Here is a 23,184-nt window from a genome sequence, read left to right as displayed (position 1 = left end):
CTTTATACGGTCATATCGTTACACAACATTGGAGACGCCCTATTCATTTATTATACTGACCTACAATGAATCCCTGCACCTGCCCCGCCTGCTGGATTCCCTGGCCGGGCTTAACGCACCGGTTTTTGTCCTGGATTCAGGCAGTGAAGACGATACGGTCATTATCGCGCAAAATGCCGGAGCAGAAGTACTGCAGCACCCCTTTGAAAACCATCCCAGGCAATGGGATTTTGCCCTCAAAAATTTTGACGTCAAAACCCCCTGGGTTATTTGCCTCGATGCCGACCAGGTCCTGACCGCTGCGCTAAAGGAAAAGCTGCGAAATTTTGATGAACAGCAATACAAAGGCGTCAATGGTATTTATTTTAACCGTAAAAACTACTTCAAAGGCCGCTGGATCAGGTATGGCGGTTATGCCCCCTTCTATCTCCTGAAAATGTTCCGCTACGGATCAGGTTACTCCGACCTTAACGAGAACATGGACCACCGGTTCATCGTGCCAGGTAAAACACAGATCTGGAAAGACGAACATATCCTGGAAGAAAATTTAAAAGAGAACAATATCAGCTTTTGGATAGCCAAGCATAACCGCTATAGCGACCTGCTGGCCCAGGAAGAAGTGGAGCGGATGTCCCGCTTGCGCAGGCAGACCCTGAAACCCTCCCTTTTCGGATCGCCTGACGAACGTACCGCATGGCTCAAACGGCTATGGTACGGACTCCCCCGTTACACCCGGCCGATACTCTATTTCAGCTACCGTATGATTTTCAGGCTGGGGATACTGGAAGGGCGCACAGGTATCATATTTCATTTTTTACAGGGCTTTTGGTTCAGGTTAATTGTTGATATAAAAATTGATGAAATGATAAAAATGCAAAACAACAAACCCAAAGCGCCCGCCGTCCATACTTCGCCAGTACGGTTTACCCTATTTTTTTTCCTGTTTTTCATCTTCTTCTATTACTTTAATAGTTTCTATTTTGGCATTACCAATCCCGGGGGGAATTATAGCCCTTTTTTAGCCCAGCATCTGAATTATATAGCCGCATTAAGGCAAGCTTTGCTGGATTGCAGTGTAATGATCCTGAAGTGGCTCGGCTATGCTGCTATCGATAATAATTACGAATTGCTGGTTGCAGGCAAAGGAACGCTTGCACTTGTATACAGTTGCCTGGGTCTGGGATTGATCAGCTTTTTTTCGGCCTTTGTGCTGGCCTATCCGTCCCCCTTGCGGTCAAAACTTATTTTCCTGTTTTCGGGCATCGTTGTTATTGAACTTCTAAACGTGGCACGTTTTGTTTTGCTGGCCATCTTCTGGTCGAAAAAAGCCAGCCGGATCATTGACCATCATACCATTTTTAATATTATACTTTATATCATTATAGCGCTTAGCCTGTATATTTGGGTTAAACGTAATGATAAGCTCACCGGCGCCAATGTCCAGAACTGATCTTTCAACCTATAACAATCATCCTTATAATCCCGGCGGCAACGTTTTAAAACGTGTTTTGTGGTACTATTTTAATGCGGTATTTTTTAAAACGGGCATTATACCATCAAGCGCGTTTAAGGTGTTTTTTCTGAAGCTGTTTGGTGCCGGGATAGGTAAAAACGTAACTATTAAGCCTTGTGTAAATATCAAATACCCCTGGAACCTGCACATAGGCGATGAATGCTGGATAGGCGAAAATGTATGGATAGATAGTCTGGTGCTTATCCATATCGGCGCACACGTATGCCTGTCGCAGGGGGCCGTGCTGCTAACCGGCAGCCACAATTACAAAAAAACATCCTTTGATTTGATAACCAAAGGTATAATTTTGGAAGACGGGGTGTGGATCTGCGCCGGGGCTATGGTAAATCCGGGTGTAAAAGCGGCATCGCACGCAGTACTGACCAGCGGTTCCATTGCCACAAAAAACATGGAAGCGTACAGCGTTTACCAGGGTAACCCGGCGGTAAAGGTCCGCGAACGGGAAATCAGTTAAAACTTATACATCATCTGCTTAAAATAAAACATGCTGAAAAAACAAAAACTACAAACCCACCAGATCATTTTATTGGTTATCAGCGGGATTGTTTTAATTATGGGCATCATGCTGATCATGGCCCCGGCAGCTATTTACCCCGACCCCAGCAGGGGCTTCCAGGTAATGCGCGCGATGGAGCTGGGCTCGAAGTTCAATGTCAACCTGAAACCCGATCAGGCCGATATCAGTAAAAATATACCCGATTTTTTGGCATGGTGGTCGCCGGGACAGTACCTGGTACCCTACGTTTTCAAACTTATTTTCGGCGTTAATACCGGGCAGGCTTCTTCCATCGTAACCCTGCTGTTTTCTTTATCAGGAATTTACGGGTTCTATTTCTTCTTTAAAAAAGCCGGATTTACGCCCATGATCTCGGCTTTAAGCGTACTGTTTATCGTAATTCAACAATCGTTTTTCACGCCGTACGTATTTTATAACGGCGGCGAGCTGCTGCTTTTTGGCTACACCGGCTGGTTTTTATACGGCTGTATGGCGATTGAAAAGACCAGCTGGAAACTGGTTGTATTCCTTTTTATAGCCGGCATAGCCGGCTTCATTTGCAAATCATCATTTTTATGGATGTTTGCCGCCGCTTGCTGCTTTTTGTGGATCAGGCTTTCATTAGGCTCCAAAGATATCATCAACTGGATAAAAAACGGGATCTGGATAGGTGTCCCGGCTGTACTGTCCTTATTCATGATTTTCCATTTTTATCTTTCAAAAGGTGGTAACCCTTCATCAGGCGGTGCAGGGATCAGGCTGGCCTGGGAAACGTTTGGCTTCCCGCTGGCTTCGCCGATACTCACAGCCTTTTCCATTGACGACCTTTCAAACGGCCTCTTGTTTCATGATGATACGCCCATGTTCACCCATTTTTGGGGTGTTATCACTGTGCTTATTTGTGCCATACTAAGCGTTTTGCTGATCAGGTTTATTGTAAAAAAAGTACCTGACAAAAACTACGTATTGCTGCTGACTGTTTTTTACGTTGCGGCAGTGTTGTTTTTCGGGCAATCTTTTTTGAGGCAGGCTTATATCTCGTACGAGGCCAGGCATTTGAGGCTCATCGGGTTGATTGCTGCACCGGGCATTATTTATTTGGTAAGCGGATTGCAACGGGGTTATAAGTATGTGTTTTATTTTATATGCTTTGTGATAGCCTATTCCAGCTACAGATATTTTGTACCAGGCTATTTCCAAAATAAAAATACCAGCGCAAGGGGATACTCAGGGATCGCACAGTTGTTTATTGATCAGCCGTCGTTAAACTATATCCGCAACCTGGACAGGCAGAATACCAACGCCATTTTTGTGTTCAACAGCCCCGACCTGAGCCTGGAGATTGAACATAACCGCACCATTACGGTGGAGACCATCGGCGCCGAAGTAGCTATCGATTACGACGACTATGTGTACAAAGGTCACGCCGGTCCGCTGTATATAATTTTGCCATCCGATTACCTCGGGCCAAAATCAACCATTATGCGCAAATGTTTTCCGGGTTATACCGGCTTTAAAATGACGATGCTCAGCAATGAATATATTTTGTGGGAAGCTAAATAGGGCGGTACATAACAACATTTTCATCGGCGTTTAAAAACAACAGGTGACTGTAACGAGTAATTAGGCGTTCGCTATATTCATGATTTAGTCCATCCTGTCGTTTATGTTTAATACATCCTTTGTTGATATCCATTTCCCTGCTTTTACCTTCAATACTTTTTTTAGCGTGTAAAAACAACAGGTGACTGTAACGAATAATTAGCCTTTACGCTATATTCATGATTTAGTCCATCCTGTTGTTTATGTTAATACATCCGTTGTTGAAAGCTTTTACGTTCAATACCCGTTTTTTAGTGTGTAAAAACAACAGGTGACTGGAACGACTTATTAGCCCGGACGCCATATTGCTCAGCTAGTTCACCCTGTTGTTTAGATCCTTCCCTCATTTATGCGCTTACTTCCCGTTCTTTATGCTATAGGTAAAACAACAGGTGACTGAAACGAGTAATTAGCCCGGACACCATATTAGATAGCTAGTTCAACCTGTTGTTCAGATCCTTTCCTCATTTTGCGCTTATTGCCCGTTCTTTATGCTATGGGTAAGAACAACAGTTAACTGGAACGAATAATTAGCCCGGACACTATATTAGACAGCTAGTTTAACCTGTTGTTTTAGTCTTCTCCTCATTTTTGCGCTTACTGCCCGTTCTTTATGCTATAGGTAAAACAACAGGTGACTGGAACGACTTATTAGCCCGGACGCCATATTAGACAGCTAGCTCAACCTGTTGTTTCAGATCTTCTCCTCCTTTTTACCCTTACTGCCCGTTCTTTATGCTACAGGTAAAACAACAGGTGACTGGAACGACTTATTAGCCCGGACGCCATATTGCTCAGCTAGTTCAACCTGTTGTTTAGATCCTTTCCTCATTTTTGCGCTTACTGCCCGTTCTTTATGCTATAGGTAAAACAACAGGTGACTGGAACGATTAATTAGCCCGGACGCCATATTACTAAGCTAGTTCAACCTGTTGTTTAGATCCTTTCCTCATTTTTGCGCCTATTGCCCGTTCTTTATGCTATGGGTAAAACAACAGGTGACTGGAACGATTTATTAGCCCGGACACCATATTGCTTAGCTAGTTCAACCTGTTGTTTATCTTTTAGCGGGGGACTGTTATCTCCTTAGCCCTGACTGACTGGAACCCCATGCTTCCGGGTAGAATTTTATATTCATCAGTATATTTTCTCCCTTGCCTTACACAAGAAAAAACCCGGCTGATCAGCTTATTTCTGATCGCATTCAGGACAAGCATTGCGGGCTTCCCTTCCAGCCGCTTCCTGTCATAATAAGCTTTCATTTCCCCCTGCTGCCGAAGCGTTCCCATTGCACAAATGTGTAAAAGGGCTTTCATTTCCTTATTGGCAATAAATGACACATGCCTTCGCTTATTGACCGATTTTCCGGAACTCTTCTCAAACGGCGCCACGCCCGCGTAACAGGCAAACTTTCGCGCATCAGCAATATCCCTGAACTCATTGGTACAAATAATGATCAGGCATGCCGTAATATTTCCGATACAGGGTACGGAGGTAATAAGCTCGTGCAGGCGCTTAATGTTGTCATCGGAACTGATGAGCTTATCAATAGCCTGATCTGTACGTTCAATATCTTTTTTGGTAGCTTCCAAACTTCTCCGGCAAATGGAAACATGCTGCTGCTGCAATTTCCTGTTGACAAAAGTACCCTGTTCTGCAAGCGGAACTTTCAACGACAAAGATACCCCCTGTAAGCGCTTCCTAAGTCTGAACAAACTGCCCAAAAGGATTACGGCCGGCCTTTTAGGTGTCCACAACCTGATTTCACCCCGGTTTTTCCAGGCATACATGGCGATCCGCTGAGAGTCAATTTTGTCATCCTTGCCCCGCGTTATTCCAAGTGATTTTTTTATCTGCAGTGCGTTTTCGAGACACACCGCCGCTTTCTTGCGCTCCAGAACATAAAGCAGGTGGTTGCAATAATAGCCGGTGTCTTCCATGCAAAACAGCGCTTTCGGCATCCTGAAACCTAACAGCTTTTTTAGTTCAAGCACAAACGAATTTATGGCTTCAGGTGAATTCCTGGTTTCCTGGTGTGACAGGAACTGATTATTTTTTAATACGGTAAAATCCAGCTCGTCCCGTGATACATCGATCCCAATAAAAAAAGTAAATTTACTGGCCCGTTTTTTTATTGACGCTGTGTCCGTTTTTTGATCTGTCATTTTTTGCCCCGCTTAAACAGCCGCAAGATAATCCGGGCAGTTGAAGTACCGAACCACAGAAAGGTTGTTATTTACAACTGCCTCACAACATTTTTTTGCAACGTCTTTTTCTTATATTTGATCCATGGAAGATGCGATTCATATCGGGAGAAAAATATCACGTATCCGGGAACTGAGAGGAATGAAGCAGGAAGCACTGGCTGACTGCCTGGGTATCAGCCAGCAGGCCGTATCTAAAATCGAACAAAGTGAACATGTCGAAGAAGCAGCCCTTGCCCGGATTGCGGAAGCCCTTGGCGTCAGTTTGGAAGGACTGAAACACTTCACCGAGGAATCTATCTTCAATAATATCAATAATTTTCACGACCAGTCCATTCAAAATAACTTCAACCCGATTGAAAAGGTCATTGCACTTTATGAAAAGCTGCTGCAGAGTGAAAGGGAGAAATTTGAACTTCTGAAGGAACAGTTAAAAAGGTAAAGAGGCTCCGTTGTGGCTGCTGCTTAGCCCAAAGCCTTCCATATTTCATCTTCCCCCTATCGTCCGTTTGTTATTTTCATTTTTGCATGGAAAGATCATGCGGAAGTGCTTCCTCCGTTGATCAGTGTCCTATGGCAAATTGATGAGCAGCAGGTTTTCCGCTTTTGTCATGCCACTAAAGATAACGGGCATCTCTAGTGGCCGCAGCGTGTGGCGATGCAAATTTATCAACGTTTTCCATACAGCTTTTTCTGCATATTGACCCTTGCCGGCTATACGTTTTTAATCAGTTAACTGTTCAGGGATTAGTTAACGTAAAGCCGTTATTATCCAGCGTAGCCGGGCTGCTGAGTTTATAAATATTGATGACACTGACATTACCTGACAATTTTTTTATTCCGCTGCCGCTCAGTGTCAGATTACGGTAGGTTCCCGGGGTAACGTCCTGGTTCCCTTTTAGCGCATAGTCGAAGGTATTGCTGGCCGTATTACACCTTAAAATGCCCGTCTGCATAGGTGCCTGGGTACCCTGATAAGTAGTCAGGCCCTGGCAGTCAAAAACACTGGAGGCATTCTGCCCGTTAATATTTCCGGTAACGGTAATATTGGAAATATTGGTCACCGTCAGTCCGGGTGCTATTTCGATGTTCCCGGTCAGGTTAAGATAATTGCCGGCGTTATTTACACTGAATGTCTGGTTCACCGTACTCATCAGCAACGTTCCCATTTTCCAGTTATTATTATCAAAATTCGTTAGGGTCCGAAGGCCCGCCTGCAGTTCAAGCGTGCTGCTTCCCAGGTCGATCTGGCTATACCCCCCGTAACTGAACAAGCCTTTGATAATGGTATTCCCGGTACCTGTTCTTTTTAGCTGGGCAGCCTGAATAGACATTGCACCGTTGACCGTCAGGTTATAATTCGCCAGGTCGAGACTTGATTGAAAGAACGAAAAGGTCGAACAGGTAACGTCGGTTCCCAGCACATAGGCACAATTACTGTTGAAAATATTAAAGTTATCATAACTGGGCTTTTTGATGACAAAAGAGCCGCTCGTAAATGAATAAGTGACAAAACCGGCCAGATTCCATTGGCCCGTCACCATTGGCTCTGAGGCAGCGCCTCCCAGCGTCAGGTTTGAACCCGGACTGCAGTAAAATATACTTGCGGCATCTGTACCGGTTATGCCCCCCTGGATTGCGGTACTGCCCTCAAGTGTCAAAGTCAGGCCAAGCCCGATTAAAACCGGCGTAGTGGGGGTTGTCGCTACCGATCCCCTGATGGATTGATTATTTGTCGTAAAATTAACCAGACCGGCATTGATCGTACCTCCCCCGCTCAGGCCATTCCTGAACTCTACCGGGTTGTTTCCAAGATCCATTCCCGAATAACCTGTGCAAAGCCCTTTAAATACCGTTGTTCCGGTTCCCTTTCTGCTTAACGCCGGAATTACACCTGGCGGGTTGTACCCGGTTAACGTAAAGCCGGCACTGTTAAATTCCACATCATAGTTACCCAGTTCGAGAATAACCTGGTAAGAACCGACAACAGCCACTCCGGCCAGATCGTACATCACATATTTGGTCACCGGTATATTGCCATACACATATTTCGGGTCAAATATATAGATCCTGTAAAAATCGCCGGAAAGCGGCTTACTGATGTATTGGGAACAGCTTCCCACAAAGCCGACCTGGCCCAGTGTCCCGGGCAGCAGCGTACCGAACCTGGTTACAGCGCTATATACGTTGAATTGAAGTCCGGATCCCCCTGTCAGATCGATCGTCCCGTTTTCCGCATACAAATTGCCCATTACGTTAAAAGAAGGAGCGCCTGAGTTGCTGAAACTCAGTTTACCGGTAACAGTAAGATCGTTGATCACGTTCCCGGAACTCACAAATAAATTGTCGTTGATCAGTACCGAATGGCTCACGACGACGTTGTCCCCCTCCTGGGGGTATTTATGTCCCCGCCTGCCGTTACCATTACTGCTCCAGATATTCGGGTCCGTCCAGTTCCCGTCCCGTACGGAGTACCAGGTATTTTTTTTCCGAAGGTACATGATATGCACCGGTGAGGTATTGACAGCTGAAAGCATCATTTTTTTATTAGGTTGAAACATAAAGCACGCTGTGCCTCTAATTCTCCTTACCGAATTATCCGGTATACCGATCCCGGCCCCTCAGAAATTCCTGCGTTTTGCCCTGACATAAATATCCGACGTCAAAGCGACCTTATTGACCACATAAACCTGTACACCGCTTTCGAGGGTAATAACCCGGTTCCCTGCAAGGTCAAGATCAAAGATCGCCGGTGCCTGTGCGGCCAGTGAACACAGGGAAGTCGAGCCGTTATTGCCTGAATTGGCCGGTACATTGATCTGCACGATATTGTTCTCCGCAGTAGTATTCGGGCCGATATAGATATCGAACAGCCTGGCATTTGCAGTATCCAGGTTCCGGAAAAGCAGGTCAAGCAATACACTGGCATTGGTGGCCCCCTGGGTGATGAGCGTAGGCGTATTGGCAGCTGTGCCGGCCGGGATCCTTACCGCAGGATAATCAGCAGTAAGCGTAGTAAAAGTCAATTGATTGGATGATGCGTTCATTAAATTACGGTTTGATAAAAGTTAAAGGATACTTTGGTTGTTCCTGCAGCACCGGCGGGTCCGGGGGGCCCCTGGGAGCCCGGGTCGCCTTTCGGTCCGGGTGGGCCCTGCGGACCTTCGGTCCCGGCATGCTCGTTGATTTCCTCTAAAAGGCCATCACGCAACGCTTTGATAAGCGCGCGCAGTTTGACACCCTGTGTTTTGTTCAAAGCAGGGTTAAAAGGCCCTGCCGATATGATCACCTCATCGATGTATGAATCATCTATTACCGCCATCGTGTTTTTATTTAGGTTTATTAATTGTACAGATATCAAATATTTTAGTCTTCGGCTTTGACTTTGGCCGCAGGGCAGGATCAGTCCTGGTAGTTATCCGGTAAACCATCAGCCCCCAGGTTGTAGTATGAGCTAGGAAGATAGCCAGGCATACTTTTACTTATCAAAAACCTTCAGTAACTGCCCTTTAACGATTACAGGCAAATCACTGTTCTTAATAAAATCTTTTAAAGTAAGCTCATCTGACAGATCCAAAGTCAGATCCTTATTATTATAGATGGTTATAGCCCAGTTCAATAATTTCAGCGCATCGCCCTGGGTAGCGCTGGCAATTTTAGGAGCCAGCTGGGCCCCCAGCGTAGTTGGCGTGGAATCAGGGTTCACGAAGGGCACGCCATCCAAACCCAATAGGGGGATATTAAAATTAAAAGTCTTGTTCTCCATGTTTATAGTTTGCATTCTATAGTTAAAAATCACCATCTTATGATCAGTCCAATGATCACAAAATGGTAAAGAAAGTTTCCGGCTCAGTCCTTGCAGGCGTCTTACTTACCAGGCACAAGTGGATGCTACTGGTTGTCTCCCTCTGAGTGCCCTGCGCCTGTGAAGGAATTGGCTTTACCGGCCATCCTTTAATTGGTCAACCCGTTAAGCTGATGTTACCTGTTCCCATGCGGAACCGTTATAAAAATTCTTTTTATTGGTTGTTGAATTGTAGATCTCAAGACCCGCGACAGGTGAAGCTATTGCATCCCGCTGGCTGGTGGTCATCCGGGGCAATAAAACACCCTTTGCAGTAGAATTGACCACTAACTGCGCGCAGGGTATGCTGGTCGTAGTACCCAACAGCAAAGAGCCGTATAATGCGGTCAGCGTGGTCCCGCTACTGCCGATGACGGTTGTATTGGAACCCAAACCCTGAGCGACTGCGCCTATAACGATCGAATTAACTTCATTATTTGACAGTCCTGTACACTGCCAGCCCAAATAAATACCGTAAGACGGATCCGCCAGTAGAGAATTATCGGCCTTTTTGTACCCGGCCTGTATACCAATGTAAATGCCATAGCTGCCATGACTGTTACCGGATCCGGAATTGTTGCCTATATAGACATTTGAATTTCCATCGGTATTACCCGTGCCTGCTTCATGGCCAAAAAACACGTTAAGGTTTCCGGATATGTTCCTGTAACCTGCACTTGTGCCAAAAAATGAATTGAAACTACCCGCAGTATTGCCGTTCCCTGCATACGTACCCAATAAACAGTTTTGAGTACCTGTTGTATTATGCTGTAACGTCGACCCGTCGCCCACAACTACATTAGAAATCCCTGTCCCGGGGCCGGCACCAAAAGCAATACCGCCAACGGACAACAATTTGACAGATGGGTCAAAAGTCAGATAAGGTGAAGCCCCTGCTCCTCCGGCATTATTAAACTGGATCTGCCCGGTCGCCCCTGCGATACCTCCGGATGACGGTCCCCAACCAGTTGACTTATACTGGTAAAGCCCCTCGCCGTAAGTACCTGCATCTGTCTGGTAAACCTGCAAACCGATCGCGGGAGATATGATCGCCAGCCTTTGGGCTTGGGTCATCCGGGGAATTAAGATCCCTTTTGCAGTGCTGTCTATCTGAAATAAGGCGGACGGATCTAAAGCGCCTCCTCCGACATATAAAGCAGCATTATTGATATTTAAAACAGAGCCGTCAAAAGTCAGTTTTGAAGAGCCCGTAAACACCCCGGTGACATTGAACTGCACCTGGTTGGTTCCGCCGCCCGGCGTCGCCCCCGAGGCGGGAGCATCGATCCAGTGTGTATTATAATCAGTTCCATTAACCTTTGCCAGGAGCTGGCCGGCCGCACCGCCTGATATTACCCCTGCACCGTTTGCCCCGGCCGGGCCGGCAGGTCCTGTTGCTCCCTGTGGTCCGGGAGGCCCCTGCGGGCCTTCAGCCCCGGCATTTTCGTCGATCTCCTGCTGCAGGCCATCCCGTAAATCTTTGACCAGCTGGCGCAGCCTGACGCCCTGTGTCTTATTCAAAGCAGGGTTAAAAGGCCCGGCTGAACTGATCACCCCGTCGATGTATGCATCGTCTATTACCGCCATTGCGTTTTCGTTTTATGGTTATTACTAATTTATATTTCTTTTCCGGCCCGAAGCTGCATCAAACAGTCAATTCTTTATCGGACAGGCTGAACAGACCGGAGGCGTTCTGTGCCCTGACCTTAAACCGGCTGTAAACCACATTACCGTTTTCATCCGGGCCCGGAAGCGTGACAGGGAAGGACATCGCCTGGTTATCCGGATTGGCCTGCTGGCTGATGACCTGCCAGTTCCCCCTGCTGTTTTGCCGGTAAAGGAAATAGGTCCCTTTGTTAGCCGTCGGCTGCCATTGCAGCTCATGCGTCGCAGGGTCATAGTTCAACTCCGGCGCTTCCGGGTTGAACATATCGATCAGCTTAACAGCTGTCACATCGGAGCCAAGTGACAGCACTGCCTCCTCCTGCTCCAGTTCATTCCTGATCTGCCGGACAAAGGCCAGGCGGTAATAAACTGTCTCCCCGAGCGGCAGCACTGCCATCTCCGAAAAATCATCCGTCGCCGTCAGTCCCCCGGTCAGCGGGTCGCTGACCAAAGGCACATCAAGAAAACTATCCATACCGGCCAGCGGGGCCGTTTTCTCCGGGTCGGAAGCACGGAATACCCGGACACCGGTGATCGTATCGTAGGCAGCGAAAGGCGAAAGCTTAAAGGTAACCGCTACCGGGCTGTCACTTACTCCTTCGTTCAGCCCTGTGGAGAACGAGCGGATGACCGGTGCTTCTCTCGGCAAGGTATCCAGCACTGTAACAGGGCCGGTAAAGCCGCCCAAAGGACCGATCTCCAGCCGGTTGGTGACCTCAGCCGCCGCATAGAAATACAGGAAACGCGCGGAGCCCCTGAGGGTATAATCCGTAAACCGGACATAATAGCTTCCCGCGCTGCTGCCGGGATATTGCCGGATCATCGGAAAAGGGTTAAAGTCCGGATCCCCGGGCCCCAGCAGCACACCGTCGCGGTTGCGGATCACCGGCGGCTTGTTATCGGTCTGTTGTCCTGTCCTGATACAAGCCAGCACCGGCGTCTGTTCCGTTAAGGGCAGCAAGGTGGTGTGGATAGCCTGTTCATAGTTCGCAATCAGAGCAGCGGAGCCGGCAGGAAGGTCATTCCCCTCCCTGTCTTTATGCAGTTCCGGGAGATCGGGTACCGGGAAACCGTAGCTCGCTTCTGAATCATCAGCGGTCGTTACCGGGTACTGCTTAAAAAGCCCGGAGCCGGGCGGATCAAACTGCAGGTCGAGCAGGCCGAGGTAGCGGTCCGCGAAAAACGGGTCCGTCCTGAAACCGGCGAGGTCTGCTAAAATACCGTCCACCGTAGCAGGCAGGTACAGGCTATGCAGTACCAGCTCGTTATGCGTGCGGTAAAAGTTCCAGCCAAAAGGCTCCCGCTTCAGCTGCCCGGTGCCGGCCGGTACCGGGAGATCAAAAGTAAAAGCAGCCCGGCCGGTCGCGTCGGGACGCACCTTCAACGTTGCGGCCTGCGGCCTTTCCGGCGGCAGCGGCTGCTGGATGTACAGCGCCAGCAAAATAGCGGGCAGGGAAACCGCCGACACATACACCGGGCTTCCTTCGGTCTGCCTGATCGCCTGCAGCGCCAGCATTGATTTTTTATCATTGGCGCCGGCTGCCGGTAACAGGCTGTCGCGGTTAAAACCGCCCGGCCCCGGTTCTGTCAATAAATAGGCGCGGTAACCCGGGTGGTAGTTGACGGTCATGACCCTTTGCGGGTTATCGGGCGTCAATATCGGTCTGTCCCCGCTGAGATAACCGGGGTCATAGGCGTACAGGGTCAGGGGTGAACTGTTCTTAATCGCCACGACATCAACTGATTTCTGTTCCCCGGTATCGCCGGGCAAAGCCAGAAATACCTTGCCATTATACCATTCGACGTAAGGCTCATGCAGCGACGCCGGTGAATTGGCCAGGGGATCGGCCGGATCAAAAGGCAGCACGCTCTGCGGGTGGGGTGTCAGCACTGTACCCGGGACACAAAGTACCTGGTAGTACCCCGGCAGGACATTACCCGTGTTATCTTTTGCCACGCTGACCGTTGCCTGTGCATGGATCCCGCCGACCCAGAATTTGGAAGGGTTCCCTTCCCCGTCATAAACGGTCTCAATGAACGGGCTTCCCGTACTGCTGTGATCAATGAGCTTCAGGCTTTTTTGCAGCGGCTGCCAGTTACCGGCTTCGCCCAGGTTTTCCGCGAGCGTGAACCTGCTGCCCCTGGCGGGGGCCACATAATAGGAACGCGTACTGGTAGAACCAGGGTTTTCCGGGTCCTCGTCAGCCATCTCCGTTATCCTGTTTTTCGCTACCGTAATGACAAGCACAGACAAGCCTCCCGGCCCGCCGGGCAGGTTGGCGACCGACAATACTGTATATTGCCCGTCCCCGGCCAGCAAGAGGCTCCCTGCGAATTTGCCCAGGTCAGTATCCCCGACCTGCGGCTGCTGTACCGCCCCGCCCAGTAACGTATAGCCGGTAGTGATCAACCGGACACTGGTATCGCTGAGTTCTGTTACTGCCTGTATAAGCCCGGAAACCTGCAGCGGCCCTCCCGGCCGGTAAAACACTCCGGCCCGGTTGCCTTTGATCACGCTATCCAGATAGCCCGGCAGGGTATCATCCAGGCCGCTGACATCCGTGATATCCACCCAGTTGAACGTCAGCCTGGTGAATGAGGTATCCATACCCGGGAAAGCAGCATCCCTCGCGCTCAGCCAGTTCTGTTCCCTTTCTGATGTAAAGATCAGCGTATTTTCCCGCTGCACATATTGCACAGTGAGGTCTGAGGGCGGTTTAAGCTGGTTGTCCGGCGGGAAGACCGTTTCATCCGTGGACCCGCTGTCACTCAGCGCAGAGGCCCGTGCGAAAAGGTCGACCCCGTATATCGCGTACTCATGTACCCCCGGTTTCTTTTCCAGGTGCACAAAGAGCGATGTGTCATTATCAGGTAAAAGCACCGTTTCAGGCAGGTCCGTTCCATGCGCCGCATGATAGGCACTGTTCCAGGCATAATAAATACGTCCTCCCGCTCCTTTGTCGTCGGTGATATAAGGCAGTGCATAGTCGCTTTGCCCCGCGGCCCGGTACTCGATCCCGAACAGCACCGGGCTGCAGTGCAGGCCCTGGTCGAACAGTGCACCGGTCACGGCGCCGCTGAAAAAGTCGCTCTCCGCGATCTCCGCCTCCAAGGCCGTACGCCCGATATTGACCAGCCGCACACGGTTTTTGAGGTTATACCCCTGCGCGTCGAACTGGCCCGCCGCATCTCCCTCTTCATCCGCGAGGCGATAACTGAGCGGCCGCATTGAAGGCTTCGCCGGCAGCCGGAGGTCCGCCTTTCCGACAGGGATGCCCAGGTATACGAACGTACGGACCCCTGCTGATGCCGAAGGCCTGTTACTATAGGTCATCCGGTAAATGAAACGGGCATCCGGAGCGGCACCCGCCGGCGTGTCAATATGACCCAGCCCGAACATCCGGGCAAAATGATAATCTGAGGCCTGGAGGTTCAGCAGGTCGATATAGCGGAAAGCGGTGCCCGGGTCATCTTCCCTGCCGGAAAGGTTCACGCTCAGCGTGGCATCGGCGCCGGTCTGGCTCAGGGACAGGTAATTGGTCACCGCGGCTTTTACCGATGGTTCTGCGGCCGCCGAGCTGAGCCACTTATCATGGTAATTGGCCACCCGCAGGGTGGTACCGTCCCGGTATTGCGGCCAGCGCTGGTCGATATCGACCCTTCCCGGTTCTTCCAACCTGCGGAAAACCGTCGTATCGTCCAGCGAAAGCCCGAAGCCGGGCCCCAGATTGGTCCAGGCTGTATCCGGCCTGCTTTTCAGGAAATCGTCATAAGTTTCAAAGCTGAAAGACCGCAGGTAACTGTGTCCGTCCATCAGGATCCTCACACGGCGGATATTCTCATTGCTGTAATATTGCGTTGTTTCAGCGGCATTGAGCGCCAGCTCATCCCGGAGGCAGGGTACCTCTTCCGTCTCTCCCGCATCAGGCCTGGCCAGTGCCGCAAGCTTCAGCGTAGCCGGGTTTGAGTCATTCCTCGCCACGGTAAGGCCGAAGCGGAACGCGGTCTTTTCCCGGAACACGATCTCCAGTACCCCGGTATAACCCTTCATAAAGCCCAGCGGGTCCTGTGCCGGATTGACCTGCGCAAGCCGCTCCAGGTAAGCCGCCCGGTCATTAAAATAAAGGCTGACCGTATTCGTATACACCTGGTTGTCGCGGTTAAGGTTCAGGATATAGGTCCATTTGGCAGCCGAAGCATTGATCGCCGGGCGGTAAGCTGAAAAATCAAGCAGGAAAACAAGGGGGTCCGTGTATGGTGTCCGGGAAATATAAACGTAATCGTCAGCCCGGTTAAAGCCGACTGGTTGGGCCTGCCCGTTCGCATAACCGCCCTGCGGCAGGTGATGATCGCCCAGCTCCCCGTTTAGCAGCCAGCGCAAAAGGATACCCTCACTGACCCCGTTGCTCCCGTCCGACCCCGCGGCCTGCAGGCGGATCTCCGGCGCATTGTTGAAATAAGCCGGCGGATGGTCCCCGCAGGGATCAAACCCCGCAGCCGAAAGGTATTCCTCGATAACCAGGAAAGCATCGAGCACCGGCACGAATACGGCCGCTATGCTGTCGATCATACTTTGACTGAGTTCCGTTTCACGGCTGCAGAAAAGATCGAACAGGTTCAGGATGGTCTGAAACTGTGAGCTGAAGCCGCTGCCGGGCTCCAGATATCCTGTAAGGAAATCCAGGCCCGAGAACTCAAAGTCATCGAAATCCCCAGCCTCCAGCAGTGCAGGCTCGCTGCCGCCCTCGAGCGTATGCAGCACCAGCACCACCCGTTTATATAATTTATTCAGCAGGTCCTGCTCAAACGTATAGAGCAGGTCCTGCAATACCTGGTCAGCGTGATAAAGGCCTGCTTGTTTTTCCGTGTATATCGCCGCAAGGCAGGACGCCATACTGCTGTAGTCAGCACAAAAAACATAGTTATTAGTTGTATCCGGCATGTCTGGATATTTTTAATTAAAATGATCTACCTGTTTGATTAACTGTTCAAATAAACGCTAAGGTCCATCCCACCCGTCGGCACCGCCGTCAGGTCGTAGGTTTCCCCGTTAAACACCTTGGCGGTAAACGTAAAGTCTGCGCTCCCCCCCGGGATATCCATCGCCGTATTGGTAATAAACACCGCCGACGTATCCCTGGACTGAAAATACAGGAAGCTGCCCGCCTCCAAAGCGGTATGGTCCGGTTTGGTCAGCACTATCCCCACCGTACCTGTCCGGCCGGCATCGTCCAGCTTGGGATCGTTCAGCGGCTCCGGCCCGGAAACCAGGATACCGAGCATCCGCCTGCTCCCCGGCTGAGCGGGATCCGTATTGATCACGGGAAGCACCGTAATCCTTTCCACCGGTTCCAGGTTATTCAGGCCCAGTCCCCCGTAAACGATGCGCTCAAAAGGCACCGCATAGCGAAGCGTAGCCGCCGGGTCATTGTCAGGATTGCTGTCGATCAGCGTTTTGAGCTGCTGATCAATAGCAGCGGCTGAAAAGGCCACCTGCAGGGGATTGATGGCATAACGCGCCGGCGTTTCCGAAGCATCCAGAACCACGCTCCCCACCTGCTCGCCGAAGTTTTTAAACCGCGAGGTCAGGAAACTGAAGCGGTGCAGCTCGAAACGCTGCTCTCCTCCTTCCGGCGTGGTATACACCGATGTAAAGATCGCCGTATAGAACTTCGCCGGGACCAGGTCTGGGAATACATATACGGCCTGGCGCAGTTTCTTGTACAGCGGCGCCGCCATATGGTTACAGTTATTACCGGCAGAGGCCTGGTTGAACAGGAAGACCAGTTGCTGGCTGAGCGGCAGCCGCTGGTAGTTCTCCCAGGTGATCTCGGTCTCTATTTCCTCCCATGCCAGCGACTGCTGAAGGACGTTCTGGTAGGGATCGATCAGCGTGGTTTCCAGCGCAGCGCCTACAGGCGGAAGCCCGAGGTAGTTATCCCAGGCCGAGAACATGGCGTTAAGCGAAGATTCTGTAAAGAAAAGCCGTACGCGGGGTGCCTGCCAGAAGACCGGTTTGCTCAGGTCGTACCTGCCCAGCGCATCAGGAGAAGAGCGGTCATAGTCAATATAAGGCTTCAGGCCGGCCAGCTTGAATTCCCCGGAGCGGTCTTCCTGCTCCAGTTGCCGGTAGGCCTGGTTATGCTGCTGGAAGTGGCCCAGCGGGCCTGCCGTCCGGAACCCGAAAGTATGGACGGACTGGTGCGCCTGGCTGCCCGAGCCCGGATAAGAAACCGTATCGGTCGTCGAAACCCTCACCGCGAACAGGGAATTGGGCCGCCATACCGGCTGTACCGTCTGGTTCAGTGTATTGCTCAGCACCTGCACTTCCTCGATAAACTGCGCTTCCGGCGGCATGATATCCGTCCGGGCTTTCAGCCCCGGTGTCAGGTAGCTCAGACTGTCCAGGAAAGTCTCCGGGCTCTGCGGCGCAAAAACACCGAGTTCTTCGGGGATAGCATGCTGTACTTTGAGCATCCTGTCCAGGTAAATGCTAATGAGACCGGCGTCGCGGTCTACAGTTACCGCCAGGTGTTTTGCCTGCCTCGCGCTCACTGTACCACCGGCACAATCCGTGGTATACTTACCCTTCGCCTCCAGCCCCCAGTTGGCTGCCCCGTTATAACAGGTCAGCCAGATACTATATTCCGGAACTGCGGCTTCATCATGGTAAACGGCTGCGGGATCACCCGGGCTTTGCTGGCTCAGGTGCAGCACGAAACCCTTGCGGAGGCTCCCGTCATCATCATTGCTGATCTTACTGAACAGGGTTCCAACCCCGGTTACAAAAGGATCAAAGAGTACCGTTGCTTCCAGGCTGAAGTTCCCGTTCTCCACTTTCAGCTCCGGCCGGGACGGTATAACGACCGCGTCGTCCGAAGCAGTATAGGTATAAAGGTCCAGCACCTGCAAATCATTCGCAGTGCTCAGCACCCAGCCGCCCGGAAGCAGGTCAGGGCTTCCCGTTGTCCAGCCCGGATAAAGGCCATCTGTATCCAGCGGGCTGTCCAGCCGCCAGCGGCCGATACGGCCCGCGGATGAATCCCCTGCGATGACCTCTTCTGCATTCAGGCTTTTATTGTACAGCGCAAGACCCGTCAGCGCCCTTTCCAGTTCGACTGTCCGGTTCTGCGCATTCAGCCAGTCATTCCCGTAGGCATCCGGCAGGCGGAAATGACCGCCGACCGACAGGTCGCCGTCATAGTCCGATGCGCTACGGCCGTCAAAGCTGATCAGCACCCGGTCTACCGGCAGGTCGTCGTCCTGGTAGGCAACACTGACCGGCGTCGTACCTGCAGCTATGTTCAGGGTTTTCCGGGTTACCGGAATCCCCCTGATATGATTAAAAATAAAAGGAAAATAAAAAGTTGTCTGGAAACTGACCTGCAGGTTATGACCGTTACCCAGGAAACTGAGGTCCAGGTCCCCGACTTTCTCCGGCATCGTGATCAGCAGGCTCCCCCCGGTCCCCTGCAAACGGAGACTGGTCGCCGCATGTCCCGCAGCCTTCCGGATATCCCCTGTGATCCCACTGAACAGCAACCGCAGGTTATCATAAAAAACCGACATCCCGCCGGGATACACGCTGTTCTCTTCCGCGCCCGTCCAGTCGACCAGGTTCCTTTCCATGATATGCTCATAGCAGAACAGATCCTTTTGCCCGAAGCCAAGCGCGTCCATATCCGGCAGGGTGTTCTCGATCTTACCGAGGTAACTGAACATGTCCTGAGACATCAACCGGATCTTGTTGAACTTATTTTTATCGGTAAACTGCCAGTAACCTGGTTTCAGGCTTTGCAGCGCCACACCGCCGGTATCCTGGTAAGCGTCAACGATCGCAGGCACCGCCTCATAGATATTATAAGGCAGCCACTGCCCGCCTCCCGGCGACGCCTTCCAGACGAATATTTCCACATTGTCCAGTGAAAAGACATGTGTCACCTGCGGGTTGACCCCTTTTTGCGGGGGCAGCAGCTCTGTATAGCCATCCGGAAGCTGGTTCGCATAACCACCGATGATATTACCCGGATTGACGGGCTTCAGGAATTCAATATCGATATAGCTGTCCAACGGGATAGTTACGGGATTGATCCCTTCGCTGTCATCCGCAAAACTGTATTTCCAGGCCGTGTCTCCCGGGGCAGGCAGGGAATTCCCCCCGCTGTCCTGTACATAATTCACCGGGAATACCTCACCCGTCAGCATATGCACGGCTGCGGCCGGCGAGTACCCGGTAACCGCATCAGGCAGCCCGATAATATCGATCGGTGCCTGCAGCGGGCCCATATTATTGTTGTGCGGCCCGAGCCGGAGCTCTACCCTCACGCGGATCCGCTTAAAGATGATCTTCACACTGACCTCGAAATAACCGACGATGTTCAGGGGGTTCGGCGCTTCCACCGCCAGGCCGACATTGAGCCCCAGCCCGATCTTAACGAACAGCACCTTCAGGTAAGCTGAGCCGCCCATTTCGATTGAACCGCCCACCTGGAAGGGTTTAAAGCTCAGGTGGCCGCCCAGGTTCACATGGGCCTCCACACCTCCGCTGACGATCCCCGCATTCAGCCGGAAGGAGAAAGCTGCGCCCGCCCCTGCACGGATACCCTGCGAAGAGATCATCAGGTAAGCGTAACCCTGGAGGATCGACAGGATCTTCGCCTGGATCCGCGCACTGTCCGGCTGGTCTTTGCCTAAGTTGATGTACCAGCCCGAAGCATTATTCAGGAAGAAAGCAATATCCAGCTCCCCTTTCAGCGAGAAAATAAAACCATCATCCGGGATCCTGTAATCCACCGCAAGGTTCGCCATAAAAGACTGGTCCCCGAAAGCGATCAGCGCACTGAACGGCGGGTCTTTCTCGTCGTCCAGGTCCAGGCGTGAGCGGAGGATCCCGGCCTGTCCTTGCAGCAGGAACACATCCGGCAGCCCCAGCATCAGGAAGAGCTTGCTGGAAAAGACGAAACCGTCGTCGAAGGTCGTACCGATCGTCGCACCCGCGCCGACCGAGAACCCGGAAGTATCCGCGAACTTATTGATCTGTATCCCCTTTTTACCGCTGACCGGGTCCGGGGCCTTATAATAATCCCACCAGGTCGCATCATCTTCGAGCCCGGCAGCCTTCTTCGAAGGAATATAATGCTGGCCGATCAGGCCGCGGAAACCATAGATGCCCAGGCCCGCGAAGATCGGTATCGGCGCCGGCAACTCCAGCCCGATATCTACCAGGAATGAAGGAATATCCGGATCCAGCCGCATCCCCGCGCTGCCGTTCAGGTGCAGCTGCGGCATACTGAAGGATACCGCGCCGCTGTACTGCGTATGAGCGACCGAGTCGCTTGTGCTCGGCTGCTGGACGTTCAGCAGGCCATGCAGGATGAACTGCGCCTTATCCTTCGGCACATTCCCCGGTAAAGTCATATCGATGATGATGCCGTCTATACTGAAGAACTGGTCAAAAGGGCCATCGTCCACGGAGAAATAATACTTGATCCCGTTGCCCCCGACGCCGACGCCCGCACGGCCTGTATTGAGCATGCCGTCGAAACCCACGCACAGGTAAGTGCGGTCCGTCCGCTGGTAAGGCGTTATCGTCAGGTGATCCACCTCCAGTTTCACCGGTCCCACCTTCAAAGTAAAGGATTTCGGTACCGGCAGGGCACCGCCCACAAACTCCAGGTGGCCGTTCTCCCAGATCCGTAATTTCGTAATCTCAATATTTTTTGGGAGGAAATCACCCAGCACATCACTGACCGCGATAAAGCTCAGCACTCCGGAAACTTCGAAATAAAACAACCCGTTCTCATCACCCAGCTTGAGCGTGCGCACCTGCAGCTCGAATACATCGGGCCATTTTATCTTAGCAAAATCACCGGAAGGCTTCGCCGTCAGGGAGAAATCCCCGTTGTCTTTGATCAGCACCTCGATACCGATCACGGCATCGGTACCATCAGTATTCTTCAGCTTGGAAAAACTCAGCTCCCCTTTAATATCACAGTTCGTGATTGCATTCTGACGGAAAACAATGACAAACTCATCCAGCTTCACCGAAAAATCACCGAGCTTGCGGTGCAAGAGCCCGTTATCCACCAGCTTGAGGGTTCCACTGACGCCACCCGTACCGATCAGCAGGTTATCCGCCGTGATCGCAGCACTGGGATGCGTCGGGTCATCTTTTCCGAATTTACCGAAGATAACACCCGCATGCTGTACATACAGCCCCACGAAATCCGGGCCGTAGCCCGCTGCATCCGCTTCCGGTATATTGGTTTTCCTGCTCAGGTCGAGCTTTGCATTGGTAAAGCTGATGATCAGTCCCGTATTTCCGATCTGGTTATATTCCGGGATCAGCGAACCCGAAAGCAGGGCATTGTAACCAATACCCGCATCGCTGTCTACATACAGCGTCGCCTCCCCAAAACGGAACAAAGATTTCGTACCGGCAATCGGTACCCCCGTAGCAGTCACCGGCTGCAGCACATTGGTTGGAAACTCAATACCCGCAGACAAGGTCAGCGTCGCCTTAACATGCGGCGTGATCAGGTTTTTGACATAATCTTCGATCCCATCAGGAACAAGTAGTTCGTAAAAAGCCAATACCTTTTCCCGAGTCTTCGTTAAGTCCCCATCAGTGAGATACAAAACAAACATCAATGCCGAAATACCTTTAGGTATGTGCACATTCTGTTTAATCAGCGCAATCACCGAGGAAATAGTCGATTCTTGGTTAGCGGGTAAAGTTAAATTCGCATCGGGATATAACGCATTGATGTCCTCAACCAGTTCCTGAAATTTCTCCATACTGGTTAGAGAAGGATCCAGAAAAAATTTCAAAGTATGGGATAACACCTGATCTTCTGAAACCCGAAACACCTGCAAACCGAGATCATAAAAGGCCTCAGGTGTAAAAGCAAACGCCGGAAACGTAAATGATCTTAAAAACGCCAGTATTTCCCATTTATATTGCAGAGATACAGGAAACGCCGAAATTGAACTGTCCCCGTCTTCATCAGGATTCAAAACGAACCTGAGCCCAAACGGTAAATTAATGCCGATGTTTTTGGAAATTATTTCCAGGCTGTAAAAAGCGGAATCTCCCCTTGGGCTTCTGGAAAACTGGAAATTCTTATAGTGAATATGGTCCAGCAATCCATCTAATCCATCCTCAACAAAAGACAAAAATTCAGGTAAATCGTCAATAGTTATCAATTCAGATAACTTTGGATAATATCTCCTTATAACAGAATCAGTTATTACCGGCATAACTTTGTTTTAACAGTTTTTATAATTGATCACCACTGATGTCGCCAAACTTTATACTTTATACTATATAATTTAGTATAGGCATATTTCCAAGCCGTTTTAAAATGGATTATAACCGCTCATTAAGATTTTAACACTTGACTCTACATATTCTGACAATTTTGATCCAAGACTATTTATCCATGGCTCTTCATCAAGTAAGGCCTGATATACAATAGGATCCTCCCCTTCATCAAGGTAGACAAAAAGAAATTTTTCTCCGTAATTGTACACATCAAGTACAAAGTATGGCCTAGTTATACTCAGATTTCGGTCATCATCGATCAACCAACTACGAGATTCCTGTTGCATTTCTTCCTGAGATTCAAAGGCAGCATATTCCAGCACATAACAGCTTTTACCTGCTATGGATAGCAATTCTCTCAATGAAGAAGGAAATGAACTTCCATTATTATATAAATTTTCGAGACTTGCAATTTCAGTGCTCGAAAGAGGTTCATTTGTGAAAAAGTGTTCGGAATCCGGTGCCTTTACAACTGGATTGCTACCAAGTAATTGCAAATATTTTATTTCCATTTTT

13 protein-coding genes are annotated in these 23,184 nt (G+C 50.6%); 4 read left to right on the top strand and 9 right to left on the bottom strand.

The window, feature by feature from the left end:
- The first annotated feature begins 28 nt into the window (after nucleotides 1–28).
- Genes xrtY through ACFFGT_RS10095 form a run of 3 tightly spaced genes read left to right on the top strand, consistent with a single transcriptional unit; the run spans nucleotide 29 to nucleotide 3,593 of the window.
- Nucleotides 29–1,450 carry an exosortase Y gene (gene xrtY, locus ACFFGT_RS10105; RefSeq protein WP_377022403.1) on the top strand — a complete coding sequence of 474 codons (1,422 nt, stop codon included), beginning with the start codon at nucleotides 29–31 and terminating at the stop codon, nucleotides 1,448–1,450.
- Nucleotides 1,437–1,988, top strand: coding sequence for a WcaF family extracellular polysaccharide biosynthesis acetyltransferase (locus ACFFGT_RS10100; protein ID WP_377022402.1), 552 nt, complete (start codon nucleotides 1,437–1,439; stop codon nucleotides 1,986–1,988). Before xrtY ends, ACFFGT_RS10100 begins: the two co-directional genes overlap by 14 nt.
- Before the next feature lie 30 nt (nucleotides 1,989–2,018).
- A complete protein-coding gene (locus tag ACFFGT_RS10095; RefSeq protein WP_377022401.1) occupies nucleotides 2,019–3,593 on the top strand; it encodes a hypothetical protein in 1,575 nt (524 codons plus the stop codon).
- Between the two features lie 1,103 nt (nucleotides 3,594–4,696).
- On the opposite strand, the gene ACFFGT_RS10090 is transcribed toward ACFFGT_RS10095, so the two are convergent.
- Nucleotides 4,697–5,797: an IS110 family RNA-guided transposase gene (locus tag ACFFGT_RS10090; protein ID WP_377022400.1), complete on the bottom strand. Its 1,101-nt coding sequence runs from the start codon at nucleotides 5,795–5,797 to the stop codon at nucleotides 4,697–4,699.
- Between the two features lie 124 nt (nucleotides 5,798–5,921).
- Between ACFFGT_RS10090 and ACFFGT_RS10085 the strand changes: the two genes are divergently transcribed.
- Nucleotides 5,922–6,278 (top strand): helix-turn-helix domain-containing protein, encoded by a 357-nt coding sequence (locus ACFFGT_RS10085; protein WP_377022399.1) that lies wholly within the window; start codon nucleotides 5,922–5,924, stop codon nucleotides 6,276–6,278.
- A gap of 298 nt (nucleotides 6,279–6,576) precedes the next feature.
- Here the strand turns inward: ACFFGT_RS10085 and ACFFGT_RS10080 are convergent, their stop codons facing one another.
- From ACFFGT_RS10080 to ACFFGT_RS10045, 8 genes are all read right to left on the bottom strand, one after another.
- Complete coding sequence (locus ACFFGT_RS10080; protein ID WP_377022398.1) at nucleotides 6,577–8,376, bottom strand: autotransporter outer membrane beta-barrel domain-containing protein; 1,800 nt, start codon at nucleotides 8,374–8,376, stop codon at nucleotides 6,577–6,579.
- A gap of 81 nt (nucleotides 8,377–8,457) precedes the next feature.
- Nucleotides 8,458–8,883, bottom strand: a complete 426-nt coding sequence (locus tag ACFFGT_RS10075) for a hypothetical protein (RefSeq protein WP_377022397.1) — start codon at nucleotides 8,881–8,883, stop codon at nucleotides 8,458–8,460.
- Nucleotides 8,883–9,158, bottom strand: coding sequence for a hypothetical protein (locus ACFFGT_RS10070; RefSeq protein WP_377022396.1), 276 nt, complete (start codon nucleotides 9,156–9,158; stop codon nucleotides 8,883–8,885). The genes ACFFGT_RS10075 and ACFFGT_RS10070 overlap by 1 nt, the downstream gene beginning before the upstream one ends.
- A 156-nt stretch (nucleotides 9,159–9,314) precedes the next feature.
- Nucleotides 9,315–9,602, bottom strand: coding sequence for a hypothetical protein (locus tag ACFFGT_RS10065; protein WP_377022395.1), 288 nt, complete (start codon nucleotides 9,600–9,602; stop codon nucleotides 9,315–9,317).
- Between the two features lie 204 nt (nucleotides 9,603–9,806).
- Nucleotides 9,807–11,267: a phage tail-like protein gene (locus tag ACFFGT_RS10060; RefSeq protein WP_377022394.1), complete on the bottom strand. Its 1,461-nt coding sequence runs from the start codon at nucleotides 11,265–11,267 to the stop codon at nucleotides 9,807–9,809.
- A gap of 58 nt (nucleotides 11,268–11,325) precedes the next feature.
- Nucleotides 11,326–16,287, bottom strand: a complete 4,962-nt coding sequence (locus ACFFGT_RS10055; protein ID WP_377022393.1) for a hypothetical protein — start codon at nucleotides 16,285–16,287, stop codon at nucleotides 11,326–11,328.
- A 38-nt stretch (nucleotides 16,288–16,325) separates the two neighbouring features.
- Entirely contained in the window at nucleotides 16,326–22,604 is a 6,279-nt protein-coding gene (locus tag ACFFGT_RS10050; protein ID WP_377022392.1) for a hypothetical protein, read from the bottom strand.
- A 99-nt stretch (nucleotides 22,605–22,703) separates the two neighbouring features.
- Complete coding sequence (locus ACFFGT_RS10045; RefSeq protein ID WP_377022391.1) at nucleotides 22,704–23,180, bottom strand: SMI1/KNR4 family protein; 477 nt, start codon at nucleotides 23,178–23,180, stop codon at nucleotides 22,704–22,706.
- Between the last annotated feature and the right edge of the window lie 4 nt (nucleotides 23,181–23,184).

The organism is Mucilaginibacter angelicae (genome assembly GCF_042434235.1).
GTDB lineage: Bacteria > Bacteroidota > Bacteroidia > Sphingobacteriales > Sphingobacteriaceae > Mucilaginibacter > Mucilaginibacter angelicae.
The sequence above is the reverse complement of the archived record's forward strand: the minus strand, read 5'-3'. Positions and strand labels throughout refer to the sequence as shown.

What these genes read in the sequence shown, in the direction of transcription:
- ACFFGT_RS10060 (WP_377022394.1), bottom strand. Translation starts at nt 11,267, where the DNA reads ATGGCGGTAATAGACGATGCATACATCGACGGGGTGATCAGTTCAGCC.
- ACFFGT_RS10065 (WP_377022395.1), bottom strand. Translation starts at nt 9,602, where the DNA reads ATGGAGAACAAGACTTTTAATTTTAATATCCCCCTATTGGGTTTGGAT.
- ACFFGT_RS10090 (WP_377022400.1), bottom strand. Translation starts at nt 5,797, where the DNA reads ATGACAGATCAAAAAACGGACACAGCGTCAATAAAAAAACGGGCCAGT.
- ACFFGT_RS10050 (WP_377022392.1), bottom strand. Translation starts at nt 22,604, where the DNA reads ATGCCGGTAATAACTGATTCTGTTATAAGGAGATATTATCCAAAGTTA.
- ACFFGT_RS10080 (WP_377022398.1), bottom strand. Translation starts at nt 8,376, where the DNA reads ATGATGCTTTCAGCTGTCAATACCTCACCGGTGCATATCATGTACCTT.
- ACFFGT_RS10095 (WP_377022401.1), top strand. Translation starts at nt 2,019, where the DNA reads ATGCTGAAAAAACAAAAACTACAAACCCACCAGATCATTTTATTGGTT.
- ACFFGT_RS10055 (WP_377022393.1), bottom strand. Translation starts at nt 16,287, where the DNA reads ATGCCGGATACAACTAATAACTATGTTTTTTGTGCTGACTACAGCAGT.
- ACFFGT_RS10070 (WP_377022396.1), bottom strand. Translation starts at nt 9,158, where the DNA reads ATGGCGGTAATAGATGATTCATACATCGATGAGGTGATCATATCGGCA.
- ACFFGT_RS10075 (WP_377022397.1), bottom strand. Translation starts at nt 8,883, where the DNA reads ATGAACGCATCATCCAATCAATTGACTTTTACTACGCTTACTGCTGAT.
- ACFFGT_RS10100 (WP_377022402.1), top strand. Translation starts at nt 1,437, where the DNA reads ATGTCCAGAACTGATCTTTCAACCTATAACAATCATCCTTATAATCCC.
- ACFFGT_RS10045 (WP_377022391.1), bottom strand. Translation starts at nt 23,180, where the DNA reads ATGGAAATAAAATATTTGCAATTACTTGGTAGCAATCCAGTTGTAAAG.
- ACFFGT_RS10085 (WP_377022399.1), top strand. Translation starts at nt 5,922, where the DNA reads ATGGAAGATGCGATTCATATCGGGAGAAAAATATCACGTATCCGGGAA.